This is a genomic window from Bacillus sp. LR_5 (assembly GCF_042709275.1).
The window spans coordinates 15,467-30,862 of record NZ_JAVAXX010000050.1 but is presented as its reverse complement, the minus strand read 5'-3'; the positions used below and the strand labels follow the sequence as shown (position 1 = coordinate 30,862).

The window sequence follows — 15,396 nt, the reverse complement described above, 5'->3', positions numbered from 1 at the left end:
GAGGTGAAATGATGGATTTTTCCCATATTGTGTCTGAAGATAAAATTAAGCGCGCCATCAAAGACGGGGACTTTCAAAACCTCCCGGGAATGGGGAAGCCGCTGCCGAAGGATGACGCGGCACACTTGCCGGAATCGCTGAGCATGGGCTATCGTATTTTGAAAAACGCGGGAATGGCAGAGGACGAGGGCGCGCTCAAAAAAGAGCTTATGACCATCGACCATTTAATCGAAAAGTGCTATGACGAAAAAGAACGCGAGCAATTAATCAGAAAAAAATCTGAAAAGCAATTGCTGCTTGATAAGCTTGTCGACAAAAAAGGCATGTTTTCAAAGCCAGCATCCGCTTTTTATAAGAATAAAGTATATGACCGGCTTGGACGAAACAGACCTTCTTCCAGCTGATTTGTCTTGTCTGCAGGATGGCGATTGATAAAAGCCATCCTTTTTATGTTCCAAGTTCTATGTCAAAAGGTTTATGTTTTTCCATCTATGGGAAATGATTCATAAACGAAAAAAGGGTGATGGGATGGAACGACTATTAGTATGGATAGAGCATATATCTGATTGGCTGTGGGGCCCGCCGCTAATCATCCTGCTGACGGGAACGGGGTTGTATTTCACTATTTTACTGAAAGGTTTTCAATTTCGCTATCCTTTATACATTTTCAAACAGACAATCGGCAGCGTAGGAAAAAAGCCGAAGGGAGAGGGCACAGTCACACCGCTTCAGGCATTGACCTCAGCCCTCAGTTCAACGATCGGTGCAGCGAACATTGTCGGTGTGCCCGCCGCTATTATGTTTGGAGGACCAGGAGCGGTTTTTTGGATGTGGCTTATTGCCTTATTTGCCATGGCGATTAAGTTTTCTGAGAGTGTTCTTGCTGTTCATTACAGAGAAAAAAATGAGCAGGGTGAATACGTCGGGGGACCGATGTATTACATAACAAAAGGGCTGCGCATGAAATGGCTCGGCGTATTCTTCTCTGTTGCGCTGATTGTGGAGCTGATCCCGAGCATTATGGTTCAGGGAAATTCGGTTTCAGTCTCGCTTGCCGAGACGTTTTCTTTCAATAAAATATACGCAGGAATCGGAATTGCGTTTTTGATCGGCTTAGTGGTGATAGGAGGGGTAAAGCGGATCGGAAAAGTAACAGAGTTTGTCGTGCCTCTTATGGCAGGGGCATACGCAGGTGCCGGTCTCCTGATTGTTCTCATGAATATATCATCAGTGCCGGCGTTTTTCTCTCTCGTTTTTTCAAATGCGTTTACCTCTTCTTCAGCAGTTGGAGGGTTCGCAGGTGCTGCGTTGGCGGAAACCGTTCGCTGGGGATTTGCCCGCGGGCTTTATTCTAATGAAGCCGGAATGGGAACAGCCCCGATTGCACATGCGGCAGCAATGACTGATCATCCTGTGCGGCAAGGGTTTTGGTCTGTGATCGGCATTGTCATTGACACCTTGATCATCTGCACGACCACCGCTTTTGTCGTTCTTGCATCTGGTGTCTGGACAGGGAAGAACGCCTCAATTGATCCGGCAGCACTGACGACGGCTGCATTTCAGCATTATTTCGGTTCTGGCGGAGGGTACTTCGTTTCGGTTTCCCTAGTCTTCTTTGTCGTATCAACCATTATGGTTGTCATTTTTTACGGCGTAAAGCAAGCTGAATTTCTGTTCGGGCGGCTGGCAGGACACGTGATCAAATTCGTTTATTTAGCGGCTATTATCATAGGTGCCGCAGGCGGAGCAAAAGCCATTTGGGGTTTTTTGGACTTAGCATTGGCTTTTATTCTCGTTCCAAATGTGATTGTGCTGTTGTTATTGAGCAGAAAGGTAAAAGCGCTGTACACCGAATTCTTTACATCTGAACAGTACTACCTGAAAGATATAAGAAAAACAAAACAGAATCCTGTTTATCAAACAAAAGAAGCTAAAAACTCCTAGTGCTTTGCTTTGGCGCCGAACACCGCTTTGCTTTTTATGATCAAATAAATGAGTAAAGGCAGCAAAAGAGAAATCACTACATTAATAATTGGTTTAATTCTGTTAAAGTCGATTAGCTGATTTGTATTTAAAAAAAACCAAAAGCTGCATACGACTGAGAGCATGCCGATTGGTGTATACATGGCTTTCGGGTCGATTTTTGAGTGTAAAAACGAAAGGCCGTATACCACGATATATAGGGAACCTGCTATCTTCACCATAATGACTGGAATCCAAAAAGCCGCGATGATCAGGTCTGAGCGATCCAGAAAATCCGTAATGCGGATCTGCCTGATGACCATATAAGCAGGATCAAAGAAAGTAGATGTCAGGTTGGGACCAAAGACAGAAATTGAAGAAAATAACATCACGGCCAGCAATAAAGCGCCCAGCAGTATCGCGAAAATGGTGTATTTTAGCGGGACGCTCCGGTTTGAGAAGAGAAGCGGAAGGATAATCAATTCCCCCATTGTCCCAAACGCGTAATAGCCTGATTGAAGGTATGGGATTAGACCTTCAAAAACAGGTGTCAAGTTTTGAAGCTCAATTTGTGTGGCCAGCGTAAATGGAAGGAACAAGACCAGGATGCCGAATGGAAATAGGAATATCTGCGCCATTCTGGTCAATGTTTCTTTTCCCTCTCTGGCAATACAGATCGCCACAAAGATAATAACACCGCCAAGAACAGCCATTGGTGTTCTCGGGAGAAATAAAATGTTAATCAAATTGATGAAAAAACGGATGTCATGAGCATTGATTAACAGGAAATACAAAGAAAACAGTAAAATGATAATCCGGCCTGCGATTGGTGAGGAATCGCTCAGCAGCTCATAGATATTTTTATCCTGATGCTTTTTCATCAGCCTATGCATGAGCCAGAGTGCCGGAATCACGATGACAACGCCGAGGATGTAGCTGTGCCAGGCATTTTGTTTTGCTGATTCGATCATGAGAATCGGAGCATGCTTTAATCCGACTGCTAACGTATACAGAGCTCCGAAAAATAATCCTTGGTATGCAGAGGTCTTGTCCATAAAGCACATCCTTTCTGTCATGTTCAAAACGGAATATATTTAAACAGGTGCCCCAGCCGCGGAAGCAGGGGATTCACTCTCATATAAATCCATAGAAAAGCACTTCCTGCAATCAGCAGGCTGAAGGCCCATTTTGTTAGATTGTTAGCGGAACGAAAATTCTTCCATTCATATGCGTATATGGCAATGCACACAATCAATGTCTGTACGATATAGCTGATCATGCTGACGCACCTCCATTAATGGCTGATCGTTTTGTATAGGACACCGCCCTGCTCAATCGTCACAATTGGGACGACGTGAACCTCCATATCTTTATATACCTCTTCCCATTCCTTTTTCAGCAGATTCTTCGTGGTTGCCGTGCTTCTGATGGTCCTGTCTTGAAAGCCGGCCGGGTCCGCCTTTAACTTTTGCAAACGATGAACGGTGCTGATCACATCCTTCTTTATGGTTCTGTTTAGTGCTTTTTGAATGATGTAATACTGGTCATTTTCTCTCGTCTCATAGGTTGATTGGTTTTCCATAATAATTCCTTTGGCTCTGATCTCGATTGTCATTGACAGCTTTCCGTTTTTTTCAGCGGCATGAAAGGATGCATTGGACTTTTGAAGCTGAATGGATGCTTGCCCCATTTGATTCGGCAGGTCTACTATGAATTCTGGCTGGCGGGCTTGATTCAGCAACATCAGGGCTGCTGTCATGTGTTCATCTTTGAAAATATCCATCAATCTGTCCTTTTTAAAGATCGCAAGCCCGTCAATTTTCAAATTAGATTTGCCTTTCCCTCCAGGTTTTGTTTTAGATGCAGAGATGACCGGTGCATACGGATCACTGCCTATTTCTACTAGATCAGACATGAATCTGCTTAAGAAAACGGGGCGGCTCGTTGCGATAATGGCCAGCTCCCGAATCATTTCCGCCGGAAACTGTTCAAGCTGAACATCGGTATTTAAAATGTCCCGCGCTTCTCCCCGGCTGACTAAAATGAGCGCCGTTAATCTGTTCTGCGGATTTCGCGTTAAAATATCAAAGACTGGGGCAACGCCGTCTCTCGCCATATCCTCTCCAATAATGACTGTACGTCTGTGGGACGTATTGATTGTCCGTGACAAGGAGGTTTGCAGCTTGTTGTTCGCTTCTCTGATCGTAGTGCCGGAAGCTGAATCAACATACCATGTTTTTGAACCGGCAGTTCCGCCGCCGCCCCCTGTTTGTCCGCCTAATTGGCCGACCAAGGGAATCTGCATGGCCACTCGATACTGATCTTTTTTCTTATCAATGGCTGAGCTGACAACAAATGCAATGTCATTGATTTCTGTCCGGTCCCAGCACCCCGTTAGAAGGATACAAATGAGAAGCGGCAAAACACACTTATATATTGTTTTCTTCATCTTTTGGGTCCTCTCTTTTCGCTCCCTTCTGTCCGTTGCCGCGCGAATACGTGCCCGGCCTTCTGGTCATCGTCCACCAAGGCGCCCTGACAAAAATATCTTTTACTTCATCTCGTTTAAACGGAGAAATCCCGGATAAATAAGGAATGCCGAAAGATTGCAGCTTGCATAAATGAAGCACTAAGATAATCGTGCCGAGCATAATGCCGAATATCCCAAAAATACTTGCCAAAAACATAAGCGGGAAACGAAGCATCCTGATGGAGATAGCTAAGTTAAACCGCGGAATTGTAAATGACGCGATCCCTGTTAACGATACGATGATCACCATGGGGGCAGACACAATTCCCGCTTCAACAGCGGCTGTCCCAATGACTAGGGCCCCGAGAATGCTGACGGTCTGGCCGATGGTTTTCGGCAGGCGCACTCCCGCCTCACGGAGAGCCTCAAAAGAAATTTCCATAATCAATGCTTCTATGATGGCGGGGAAAGGAATCGGTTCACGCGCAGAGGCCACACTGAACATTAAGTTTGTCGGCATTAAGTCCTGATGGTATGTAATAACGGCAACATAAATAGCCGGCAAATATAAAGCAACGAATAAAAACATATAGCGAAGCCAGCGGATTAAGTTAGACATCAAATAACGCTCATAGTAATCTTCACTGGCCTGCATAAGCTGCCAAAACGTAATCGGGCCTGTTAAGACAAAGGGCGTATTATCTGTGAAAATGGCAAATCGGCCTTCGAGAAGCTGGGCGGCGACGGTGTCCGGCCTTTCTGTGTATTGCAGCTGGGGGAATGGCGAGTACGTGTCGTCTTCGATAAACTCTTCAATATATCCGCTTTCTAAGACAGCATCAATCTTTATCTTTTTGATTCTTTTTTTTACTTTGTCAATGACCTTTGGATCGGCAAGCCCGTCAATATAGGCCAAGACAACATCGGTTTTGGTTTTCGTGCCGATTTTAAACGAGATCATTTTAAGCTGAAACGTTTTGACGCGAAAGCGCACAAGAGCGGTATTGACCCTGAGGCTTTCAGTGAAGCCCTCTCTTGACCCTCTGATGGTCGATTCTGTTATCGGCTCTTCAATGCTTCTTCTTTGTCCGCCTTTTATATTTAAGATCAGCCCTTTTGAGTGCCCGTCGGCAAATAAAACCGCGTTCCCCTCAATGATGGATGCAGCCACTTTGCTCATACTCGTTTCTATTGCAACACTTGAAATTGATAGAGTATTTTGCAGCGCCTCTTCATGTTCATTTATTTGATCCGTCAAATGCATTAAGAAAGGGCGGAGGGCGTGATCCTGAATATGTTCAGATTTTACAATTCCTTCGATATAAACAATAAATCCGCACAGCCCGTTTCCAAAGTCAAATTGTCTAAATACGATGTCTGAGCAGCCTTCTGTTAATAAGGTCAGATTATCGAGGTTTTCCTTCGAATTGGGAGAGATCGGTCTGTCCTGATTGTCTTCAAGCTCTTTGATGAGCTGAAGCGCTTTGTCGCGTTTATTCATAGAGGCTCACCCTGCTTTTTAATGTCATATTCAATAAGTGCTTGTGACTTTTAGGGTAACCTTGTCTGTTTCATATATTCCAGACTAGGATGAAAGCGCTATAAAAAAGTGTTGACTACCTGTATATACAGGAATACAATATGATTATAAGTTGTATATACAAGTTATAAAAACGGATACGGAGGGGTTGGCATGGGGGAACTGAACAAATCGGCACGTCAGATTGTCGAAGCAGTCGGCGGTGCTGAAAATATTGCAGCGGCAACTCATTGTGTTACACGTTTGCGTTTTGCTTTAATAGATGAAAGCAAGGTTGACCAAGAGATGCTTGATCAAATTGATGTGGTAAAGGGATCATTCTCGACAAACGGACAGTTTCAGGTCGTAATCGGCCAGGGAACTGTCAATAAAGTATATGCTGAACTGGTTAAGGAAACGGGGATTGGCGAGTCAACAAAGGATGAAGTGAAGAAGGCCTCAGAAAAAAATATGAATCCTTTGCAGCGTGTTGTGAAAACGCTTGCAGATATTTTTATTCCAATATTGCCTGCGATTGTCACGGCGGGTCTTTTAATGGGGATCAATAACATTTTAACGGCGGAAGGCATTTTCTTCAGCACAAAATCGATTGTGCAGGTTTATCCGCAGTGGGCGGATCTTGCTAATATGATTAACCTAATTGCAGGCACGGCCTTTACGTTTTTGCCTGCGTTAATCGGATGGTCTGCCGTCAAGCGCTTCGGCGGCAATCCGCTTCTCGGCATTGTGCTCGGGGTTATGCTCGTGCATCCTGATTTGCTGAATGCGTGGGGATATGGCGCGGCAGAACAAAGCGGAGAGATCCCGGTATGGAATCTATTCGGCCTAGAGGTGCAGAAAGTTGGCTATCAGGGCCAGGTGCTCCCAATTTTGCTTGCTTCTTATATGCTGGCGAAGATTGAGGTATTTTTAACAAAACGCACACCTGAGGGCATACAGCTGCTCGTTGTCGCACCAATTACGCTTCTCTTAACAGGATTTGCCTCTTTTATCATTATCGGCCCGATTACATTTGCGATCGGTAATGTACTGACTTCAGGGCTTATCTCGGTGTTTGGTTCTTTTGCCGCACTGGGCGGTCTGTTATATGGCGGTTTCTACTCAGCGCTCGTGATTACCGGTATGCATCACACGTTTCTTGCAGTCGACCTGCAGCTCATCGGTTCAAAGCTCGGCGGCACCTTTTTATGGCCGATGCTGGCGCTTTCTAATATCGCACAAGGTTCGGCGGCTCTGGCCATGATGTTTATCGTGAAGGATGAGAAACAAAAAGGCCTCTCCCTCACATCAGGGATTTCTGCTTATCTTGGCATTACAGAGCCTGCCATCTTTGGGGTGAATCTGCGATACAGATTCCCGTTTATCATTGCAATGGTCAGCTCTGGCCTGGCCGGAATGTATATTTCTTCTCAAGGTGTGCTGGCAAGCTCCGTCGGTGTCGGCGGCGTGCCGGGGATTTTCTCAATCATGAGCCAGTACTGGGGCGCGTTTGCAATCGGGATGGCTATTGTATTGATCGTGCCGTTTGCCGGAACATACGCGTATGCGAGATTCAAACATAAATAACAAGTGGGGAGCGGGACGTGTTGAACGTTCCCTTTTCCCGTTTTCAATTTAAATATGGTGGTGGAGACAGATGAAAACAGAACAAACGCCATGGTGGAAAAAAGCTGTGGTTTATCAAATTTATCCGAAAAGCTTTAATGATACGACGGGAAATGGTGTTGGCGATCTGAACGGCATTATTGAAAAGCTGGATTACTTAAAAACGCTACAGGTGGATGTGCTTTGGCTGACGCCGATTTATGATTCTCCCCAGCATGATAATGGGTACGATATTCGTGATTATTACTCGATTTATCCTGAATACGGAACGATGGAGGATTTTGAGCGGCTAGTGTCCGAAGCACATAAAAGAGACCTGAAAGTCGTCATGGATCTTGTTGTCAATCATACGTCAACAGAGCACAAATGGTTTCGCGAGGCGATCTCTTCAATAGACAGTCCGTACCGTGATTTTTATATATGGAAAAACCCGCAGGAAAACGGTTCTGTTCCGACGAACTGGGAATCGAAATTCGGCGGCTCGGCATGGGAGCTTGACGAAGCGTCGGGCCAATACTATTTGCATCTGTTTGATGTGACGCAGGCTGATTTGAATTGGGAAAATGAAGAGGTCAGAAAGCATGTCTATGACATGATGCATTTTTGGTTTGAAAAGGGAATAGATGGCTTCAGGCTTGATGTCATCAACCTGATTTCTAAAGATCAGCGCTTTCCGAATGCGGAGGAAGGCGACGGCCGCTCTTTTTACACTGACGGGCCGCGGGTGCACGAATTTCTGCATGAAATGAACGAAAAGGTGTTTTCACATTATGACAGCATGACGGTCGGTGAGATGTCTTCAACAACCGTAGACCACTGCATCCGGTATACGAATCCTGACAATAAAGAACTTGATATGACATTCAGCTTCCATCATCTCAAGGTTGACTATCCTAACGGCGAAAAATGGGCCTTGGCGCCGTTTGATTTTTTGAAGCTGAAGGAGATCCTATCTGACTGGCAAACGGGGATGCACGCAGGAGGAGGATGGAACGCTCTGTTCTGGTGCAATCATGATCAGCCGCGCGTTGTATCAAGATATGGAGATGATGGCGCATATAGGGTGAAATCGGCGAAAATGCTTGCTACGGCCATTCATATGATGCAGGGCACGCCTTATATTTATCAGGGCGAGGAGCTGGGGATGACGAATCCGAAGTTTACTGACATCAGCTCCTATCGGGATGTCGAATCGCTGAACATGTATCACGCCTTTAAGGAAAAAGGAATGGCTGATCAAGAGATCACAGCCATTTTACAGGCGAAATCCCGTGACAATTCCAGAACCCCCGTTCAGTGGGATGCTACGGAGAATGGCGGTTTTACAACGGGCACACCATGGATACCGGTTGCAGGAAATTACCGGGAAATCAATGCTGAAGCGGCGCTGAGGGATCAGAATTCGGTGTTTTACCATTATCAAAAATTGATTCGAATTCGCAAAATGTATGACATTGTGACAGAGGGAACGTATGAGTTAATCGCAAAGGATGACCCGAACATTTTTGCGTATCTCAGACACGGCAGCAATGAAAAGCTGCTCGTGATCAATAATTTTTACGGGACAGAGGCGGCCTTTACACTGCCGGACTCTTTAGCGCCTGACGAATGGAAGGCAGAGGTGCTGTTGACGAACGATGAAGCAAGGGAAGGGCTTCAGAACATGACGCTTCGCCCGTATGAGTCCATTGTTTATCGTTTAACGAAACCGTGTTAAACTAAGCTGGGTGGTCCATAATGAAGGTGAATAAATTCATCACAATTTATAAAGACATCGCACAGCAAATTGAAGGCGGCCGATGGAAAGCGGAGGAGATTCTTCCGTCTGAACATGAGTTGACCGCACAGTACGGTACATCAAGAGAAACGGTCCGAAAGGCGCTTCATATGCTCGCGCAAAACGGTTATATCCAGAAAATCAGGGGAAAAGGCTCCGTCGTGCTCAATCGTGAAAAAATGCAGTTTCCCGTTTCGGGCCTTGTCAGCTTCAAGGAGCTCGCGCAAACGCTTGGCAAAGAAACGAAAACAACTGTACACAAATTCGGGCTGGAGCCTCCGTCAGAGCTGATCCAAAAACAGCTCCGGGCCAATCTGGATGACGACATCTGGGAAGTCATCAGGTCTAGAAAGATTGACGGGGAACATGTGATTTTGGACAAGGATTACTTTTTCAGAAAGCATGTCCCTCACCTGACGAAAGAAATTTGTGAAAACTCCATATATGAATATATAGAAGGAGAGCTCGGTCTTTCGATCAGTTACGCCCAAAAAGAAATTGTCGCCGAGCCGTGTACGGACGAGGACAGAGAGCTGCTCGATTTACGCGGCTATGACCATATGGTCGTGGTGAGAAACTACGTCTTTTTGGAGGATACCAGTTTGTTTCAATATACGGAAAGCAGACACCGTCTCGACAAATTCCGATTTGTTGATTTTGCGCGGCGGGGGAAATGAGAGAGGCGCCTGCCTGCGGCAGCGCGCTTTTTTGTTTGGTATCAAAATTGATACTATCCAACAAAAATGTGCGTACTTTTACTTTTTATCATAATGGCTACAATAGAGATGAGAGTAACCTAAAGGAGAGGTGTTTTACATGGCAGATCTAAAGAAACAAATTCTGGATGCATACAATTTCAGGCATGCGACTAAGGAATTTGACCCGAATAAAAAAGTGTCAGACAGCGATTTTGAATTTATTTTAGAAACAGGAAGACTGTCTCCGAGCTCACTCGGCCTTGAGCCTTGGAAATTTGTCGTCGTCCAAAATCCGGAGTTCCGCGAGAAGCTTCGTGAATACACATGGGGCGCGCAAAAGCAGCTGCCGACCGCAAGCCATTTCGTCCTGATTCTTGCGCGTACAGCGAAGGATATCAAATATAATGCGGACTACATCAAACGTCATTTAAAAGAAGTAAAACAAATGCCTCAAGACGTGTACGAAGGCTATTTAAGCAAAACAGAAGAATTCCAGAAAAACGATTTGCATTTGCTTGAAAGTGACAGAACATTGTTTGACTGGGCATCAAAACAAACCTATATCGCGCTTGGCAACATGATGACTGCCGCTGCGCAAATCGGTGTTGATTCCTGCCCGATAGAAGGCTTCCAGTACGATCACATTCACCGTATTCTTGAAGAAGAAGGCCTTCTGGAAAACGGAAGCTTCGATATTTCTGTGATGGTGGCATTTGGCTACCGAGTGAGAGACCCTCGTCCGAAAACAAGATCTGCTGTTGAAGATGTTGTGAAGTGGGTTTAAATAAAGAAAGCTGCTCGCTTAGCGAGCAGCTCTTTTTTTATGCCTGATTCGCTCTATTCTGTTTTCTCCTCTGATGTAAGTACATTGCGGTGCCGAGTGCGCTGATCAGAAATCCGGCCAACAGGATCGAGTACATGGATGTGGCTGTGTCCGGAAGCAGGCCGCCAGCCGGACCGTCTGTTCCTGATCCGCCCGAACCGTTTCCTCCAGAGCCGTTAGTCGGTTGAGTGCCGGGAGGCGTATCATTTCCTCCGTTTCCGTCAGTCGGCTGTTTTCCGCCTGGTTTGTCGGAGCCGCCGCCATGATTGCCGTCATCACCGCCTGTCGGTTGATCTGACGGGAATGCAGGCGGTTTGTTGTTCTCTCCGGAATTTAAGATCGTGTATTCGCTGAAGTGGTTTGTATATCCTGTCACCATATCATCGTCAACTGATCCGTTATCTGTCTTTATGAAAGCTTTCTTTTTCCTGTCGACATGATAAATGGCAGGGTTATGGGCTTCTTCAATATCAAACATGCGAAGCGAAAGCTGAACGGGCTCCTTGAATGATTTTATTTCTTTTCCTTTTTGCTTCACTGTAAAGTCATATACATCTGCCAGTGACACATCCAATTCTCCCGTCGACTTGATTCCGATTGCAGTGTCTGCTGATTTAAGGTTCGCCATTGGCATCTTCATGCTGTACCAGTAGTTGAACACCGTCAATGAAGGATCTGATTCTCTTTCTTTCAAAAGTTTGACCTGATCTTTTTTCATTTTAAGATTGATAGGCTTCTCTTGAGATCCTTCATGTGTTCCATAATAGACAAACGGCGTGTTGGCATTTTTAGCGTAAATCGCAAATTTGTCTTCATCAAGTGTCCAGCTGCCGTCCTCCTGCTTTGTCGGCAGGAATACTTCTTTGATCCGTCCTTCAAGCTTAGGAGAGACCTTGTTTCCTAGTTTTTTCAGCTGTTCGCTGAAAATCTCATAATCAACGTAGCCAAGGTCTTCACCATGGGAGGCTTCTGTAAAGACAGAGTATCCGTCTCCTCCGGCACCGACAAAATTATTTGTTGCCACGCGGTAGGTATCATCCGTATTTATAGCAACTTTGTCTCCGTTAGGCGATTCAATTTTCACTTCTAACACACGGTGTCCAGGTTTGTTGTTTAATGTAAAGGTATATTCGATTCCGGCCACCTGAGGGAAAGCGCCGCCGCCATTTTCCACATTGCTTAGGCCTTGTTCAAGGGCTTCTTTAATTTGTTTTCCGGTTAAATCGGCCACGTAAAGCGTATTGCCGAACGGCATCACGTTGAGCACCTCGCCGAGTGTGATATCACCTTTGTCAATGCCGGCTCTGATGCCGCCGCCATTTGTTATCGCTATTCTGGCGCCGGCTGCTTCTTTCGCTTTTGCCAGCATACCGTCCGCAATGAAGTTTCCGAGATTCGTTTCTTTCGTACGCACATGCTCACGCTGGCCGTCAAGCGCCACATCCGTATAGCCGACTTTTTCATTTTTTACGTCTTCTAATTCACTTTTGAACTGATCAAGCTCTTGTTTTGCTTCTGCGTTTTCTTCTGTATGCTCATCAATTGGCAGCACGCTCAGATTTGATTTGTCTGTTTGCACAACGCCATTTTCATCAAACGCGACATCAACGCGCCCCAAGAATTGGCCGTATTCTTTTGCCTGTGCCACGATCGTCGGTTCTTCGTTGTTTACGACCTCCATTTTGTCAACGAGGGTGTGAGTGTGTCCGCCGATGATCAAGTCAATGCCTTTTACTTTTTTGGCTAGCTCAAGATCACGGTTATGACCGATATGGGTTAAAGCAATAATTTTATTTACCTTTTCTTCTTCCTGAATCGCTTTGACGGTGTTTTGTGCTGTTTCAAAGGCATCATTGAATACGATGCTTTTGCCCGGGCTTGATGTGGTGGCTGTATCTTCTGTTGTCAGGCCGAATACGGCGACTTTCTCCCCGTCAACGTCTAACAGAATGTAAGGATGGATGCCGGCCTCCTTCTTTTCACCTGCCGTAAAGGTTTGCGGCTTTTTGACAAATGATTTCAGCTTGGACTCATTTGTCACATCTACGTTTGCACTGACAATCGGAAATTCCGGCGCTTCAAAGTGATAGCGGTTCGCCGGATCAACGGTTGCGCTGTTTCCGCTTAGAAAATCAGAAAGCACTGTCGGGCCTTTGTCAAATTCATGGTTTCCGAAGGTCATGGCGTCATAGCCCATCATGTTCATCATTTTCAGATCGGCCAAACCGTTCCATTTAGTAAAATACAGATCGCCGGAAAACACATCTCCCGCATCAAGGAGAATATTGTGATTTGTTTCGCTGCGTACTTCGTTGATTTTCGTCATTCGTCTCGCTGCATCATCGAGATGTGCGTGCGTATCATTGGTGTGCATGACGGTCAGATCCCACAGTCCGTCTTTAGGAGGATCTGGATTTGAATCATCATCGAATTGCAGCTTATACACACCATAGCCTTCATTCGCAGACTTGCCTACATAAGCGACATCGTCTGCTTTATCGGCAAATGGCTTGGCCAAAAGCGAGGATTCAAACGTCAGATTCGTGCCGGAAACAGGCGCGATTGACCAGTTGTTGTCTGCTTTTGGATTGACTGTTTTTTGTTCAATAATGTAATCCATCAGCACCTGCCTGTTTTCAACTGCAGAGCCGTGGACAATTTTATCGCTCGTCAGATGAGGGAACCCGCCGCCTCCGGACGCACGATAGTTATTGGTGACTACGAGAAATTCCTGGCTTGGGCTGATCGGCTTGCCTTCATAGGAAAGATTGATGATACGGGATGAATCCGCATTGATCACTTTTCCGTTCTCATTGTATTTAGCCGGTTTTGTCACATCGACCTGATATGTGACACCGTCAATCACATCAAAATTATAGGAGCGGAAATTCTCGTTCAGCAAGGCCTGATCGCCGCCTTTGGCTGGATCAATTTGATTGAATTGGCCTGCTGACATCTCCAGCCAGTCCTTCACTTCGCTGCCTGTCAGCTTGACGATTTGAACAGTATTATCGTAAAGGTACAAGTCACCGACATTTTTAATCGCAAGATCTCCGGCTGGAATGTTTGTATAGTAATTGGCTCCATTTCTGCCGCCTGCTTTAAACGGCGCTCCAGCGGATAAAATCGGCAGGTTCTTGTACTCGGTATCCTTCATTTCTTTTTCGGCATACCATTTTTGCGCGTCAGTCACGATCTGAATGGAAGGATCATCTTTGACCTGTGCAAAGAAGCTGTTAATATCTGCTTCGGTTTTGCCGACTGGCTTTCGGACATACTCCAGTGTGTTTTGGTGTGTTTGCTGAATGGTGTTTGTAACGGTTTCGTTTCTTGATGTGACGTTGCCAGCAATAGATTCAATACTTCCTTTGGAATCTGCTACCTTCCATGAGCCGTCCGCCTTTTCAAGCTTGAGGTCAATCACGCCTAAATATTTGCCCCAGCTGCTTGGCATGACGACAGGAATGCCGTTAATTGTTCCCTTTTCCACGTCGAATTGAGCAACACCCGCATACTCCGCGGAAGGAAAGAGTCCGTGCTGATGGCCCGAGATAATCGCGTCAATGCCTTTCGTTTTAGTGGCAAGGTCAAACACGGCGTTTTCTGCACCTGATGATTGTGACTGCTTTTCAATGCCGGTGTGGGCGAGGGCAATAATGACATCTGCGCCTTCCGCCTTCATTTTCGGGATCGTTTCATTGGCGGACTCTACGATATCCTGCACCTGAACCTGCCCCTCGAGATTCTTTTTGTCCCATGTCATGATTTGCGGCGGGACAAAGCCTATGTAACCGACTTTTACTTTCTGCTCATTACCGTTTTCATCAATGAGGGTTTTTTCATTAATCACATACGGCGTATAACGGTTTTCGCCGCTAGTTGTTTTGACGTTGGCATTTACAATCGGGAAATCGGCTCCTTTGATTGTGCCGTCGAGAAAGTCGAGCCCGTAGTTGAATTCATGATTGCCAAGCGTTCCGGCGTCGTATTTCAGCGCATTCATGACGCTGATAATCGGATGGGTTTTCGCGCCGGAGATAATATCGTCTTTTTGATATTTCACCGCGTATTCACCCAGCGGATTCCCTTGAATCAAGTCGCCGTTATCCACAAGAAGGGTGTTAGGGTTTTGCTCGCGGTGCTTTTGGATCAATTGCGCTGTTCTCGCCAGACCGAAATCCGCCGTTTCTTTGTCGCTGTAGTAATCGTAATCCATCATGTTGGCATGAATATCAGTCGTAGCCAAAATACTCAGATACACCTGAGGAGCCGCGCTTTCTTCTGCATGAATGGGTGGTGTTGGGAGGATTAGGCTAAGTATCATAATTGGGGGCAAAAGAATACGGAGAATGTTTCTGACGTGTGTTCGTCTTTTCTGTATTCTCACCAGTTCTCCACCTTTCAACGAAATTTGTGTTACAGCTCCTATTGTAAGAATATTTTGTAACTATTTGTAGGTGTTTCTTTATGATTATTGTAAAAGGGAGAAAAATGAGTATTATGTATCAGTATCAAGCGACA

Annotated in this window: 11 protein-coding genes; 6 read left to right on the top strand and 5 right to left on the bottom strand. The window is 45.7% G+C overall.

Annotated features, from left to right (window positions below; translation table 11 throughout):
* The first annotated feature begins 11 nt into the window (after positions 1–11).
* Together RAC86_RS12990 and RAC86_RS12985 are read left to right on the top strand one after the other, a co-directional pair.
* Positions 12–404 (top strand): DnaJ family domain-containing protein, encoded by a 393-nt coding sequence (locus RAC86_RS12990; protein WP_377885700.1) that lies wholly within the window; start codon positions 12–14, stop codon positions 402–404.
* Positions 405–528: 124 nt separating this feature from the next.
* Positions 529–1,944: an alanine/glycine:cation symporter family protein gene (locus RAC86_RS12985; protein WP_377885699.1), complete on the top strand. Its 1,416-nt coding sequence runs from the start codon at positions 529–531 to the stop codon at positions 1,942–1,944.
* Here RAC86_RS12985 and RAC86_RS12980 read toward each other — a convergent pair.
* Genes RAC86_RS12980 through RAC86_RS12965 form a run of 4 tightly spaced genes read right to left on the bottom strand, consistent with a single transcriptional unit; the run spans position 1,941 to position 5,933 of the window.
* The gene (locus RAC86_RS12980; RefSeq protein WP_377885698.1) at positions 1,941–3,017 is read right to left on the bottom strand and encodes an endospore germination permease; all 1,077 of its coding nucleotides are present in this window, start codon (positions 3,015–3,017) and stop codon (positions 1,941–1,943) included. The genes RAC86_RS12985 and RAC86_RS12980 overlap by 4 nt on opposite strands.
* A gap of 23 nt (positions 3,018–3,040) precedes the next feature.
* Positions 3,041–3,241 (bottom strand): hypothetical protein, encoded by a 201-nt coding sequence (locus tag RAC86_RS12975; RefSeq protein ID WP_003233686.1) that lies wholly within the window; start codon positions 3,239–3,241, stop codon positions 3,041–3,043.
* A gap of 15 nt (positions 3,242–3,256) precedes the next feature.
* Entirely contained in the window at positions 3,257–4,411 is a 1,155-nt protein-coding gene (locus tag RAC86_RS12970) for a Ger(x)C family spore germination protein (RefSeq protein WP_003243672.1), read from the bottom strand.
* Positions 4,392–5,933, bottom strand: a complete 1,542-nt coding sequence (locus RAC86_RS12965) for a spore germination protein (protein WP_377885697.1) — start codon at positions 5,931–5,933, stop codon at positions 4,392–4,394. Before RAC86_RS12965 ends, RAC86_RS12970 begins: the two co-directional genes overlap by 20 nt.
* Before the next feature lie 192 nt (positions 5,934–6,125).
* Here RAC86_RS12965 and treP point away from each other — a divergent pair, with 192 nt between their 5' ends.
* From treP to RAC86_RS12945, 4 genes are all read left to right on the top strand, one after another.
* Positions 6,126–7,538, top strand: coding sequence for a PTS system trehalose-specific EIIBC component (treP, locus tag RAC86_RS12960; RefSeq protein WP_377885696.1), 1,413 nt, complete (start codon positions 6,126–6,128; stop codon positions 7,536–7,538).
* Between the two features lie 70 nt (positions 7,539–7,608).
* Entirely contained in the window at positions 7,609–9,294 is a 1,686-nt protein-coding gene (gene treC / locus RAC86_RS12955; protein ID WP_377885695.1) for an alpha,alpha-phosphotrehalase, read from the top strand.
* A gap of 20 nt (positions 9,295–9,314) precedes the next feature.
* Positions 9,315–10,031: a trehalose operon repressor gene (treR, locus tag RAC86_RS12950; protein ID WP_003233679.1), complete on the top strand. Its 717-nt coding sequence runs from the start codon at positions 9,315–9,317 to the stop codon at positions 10,029–10,031.
* Between the two features lie 139 nt (positions 10,032–10,170).
* Positions 10,171–10,836: an NAD(P)H-dependent oxidoreductase gene (locus RAC86_RS12945; RefSeq protein WP_014476144.1), complete on the top strand. Its 666-nt coding sequence runs from the start codon at positions 10,171–10,173 to the stop codon at positions 10,834–10,836.
* Between the two features lie 37 nt (positions 10,837–10,873).
* On the opposite strand, the gene RAC86_RS12940 is transcribed toward RAC86_RS12945, so the two are convergent.
* On the bottom strand, positions 10,874–15,262 hold the full coding sequence (locus tag RAC86_RS12940) for a multifunctional 2',3'-cyclic-nucleotide 2'-phosphodiesterase/3'-nucleotidase/5'-nucleotidase (protein WP_377885694.1): 4,389 nt from the start codon (positions 15,260–15,262) through the stop codon (positions 10,874–10,876).
* Positions 15,263–15,396: the final 134 nt, after the last annotated feature.

Bases quoted from the DNA above. Each gene is read 5' to 3' on its own strand.
- RAC86_RS12965 (WP_377885697.1), bottom strand. From the start codon at position 5,933: ATGAATAAACGCGACAAAGCGCTTCAGCTCATCAAAGAGCTTGAAGAC.
- treR (WP_003233679.1), top strand. From the start codon at position 9,315: ATGAAGGTGAATAAATTCATCACAATTTATAAAGACATCGCACAGCAA.
- treC (WP_377885695.1), top strand. From the start codon at position 7,609: ATGAAAACAGAACAAACGCCATGGTGGAAAAAAGCTGTGGTTTATCAA.
- RAC86_RS12980 (WP_377885698.1), bottom strand. From the start codon at position 3,017: ATGGACAAGACCTCTGCATACCAAGGATTATTTTTCGGAGCTCTGTAT.
- treP (WP_377885696.1), top strand. From the start codon at position 6,126: ATGGGGGAACTGAACAAATCGGCACGTCAGATTGTCGAAGCAGTCGGC.
- RAC86_RS12945 (WP_014476144.1), top strand. From the start codon at position 10,171: ATGGCAGATCTAAAGAAACAAATTCTGGATGCATACAATTTCAGGCAT.
- RAC86_RS12970 (WP_003243672.1), bottom strand. From the start codon at position 4,411: ATGAAGAAAACAATATATAAGTGTGTTTTGCCGCTTCTCATTTGTATC.
- RAC86_RS12975 (WP_003233686.1), bottom strand. From the start codon at position 3,241: ATGATCAGCTATATCGTACAGACATTGATTGTGTGCATTGCCATATAC.
- RAC86_RS12985 (WP_377885699.1), top strand. From the start codon at position 529: ATGGAACGACTATTAGTATGGATAGAGCATATATCTGATTGGCTGTGG.
- RAC86_RS12990 (WP_377885700.1), top strand. From the start codon at position 12: ATGGATTTTTCCCATATTGTGTCTGAAGATAAAATTAAGCGCGCCATC.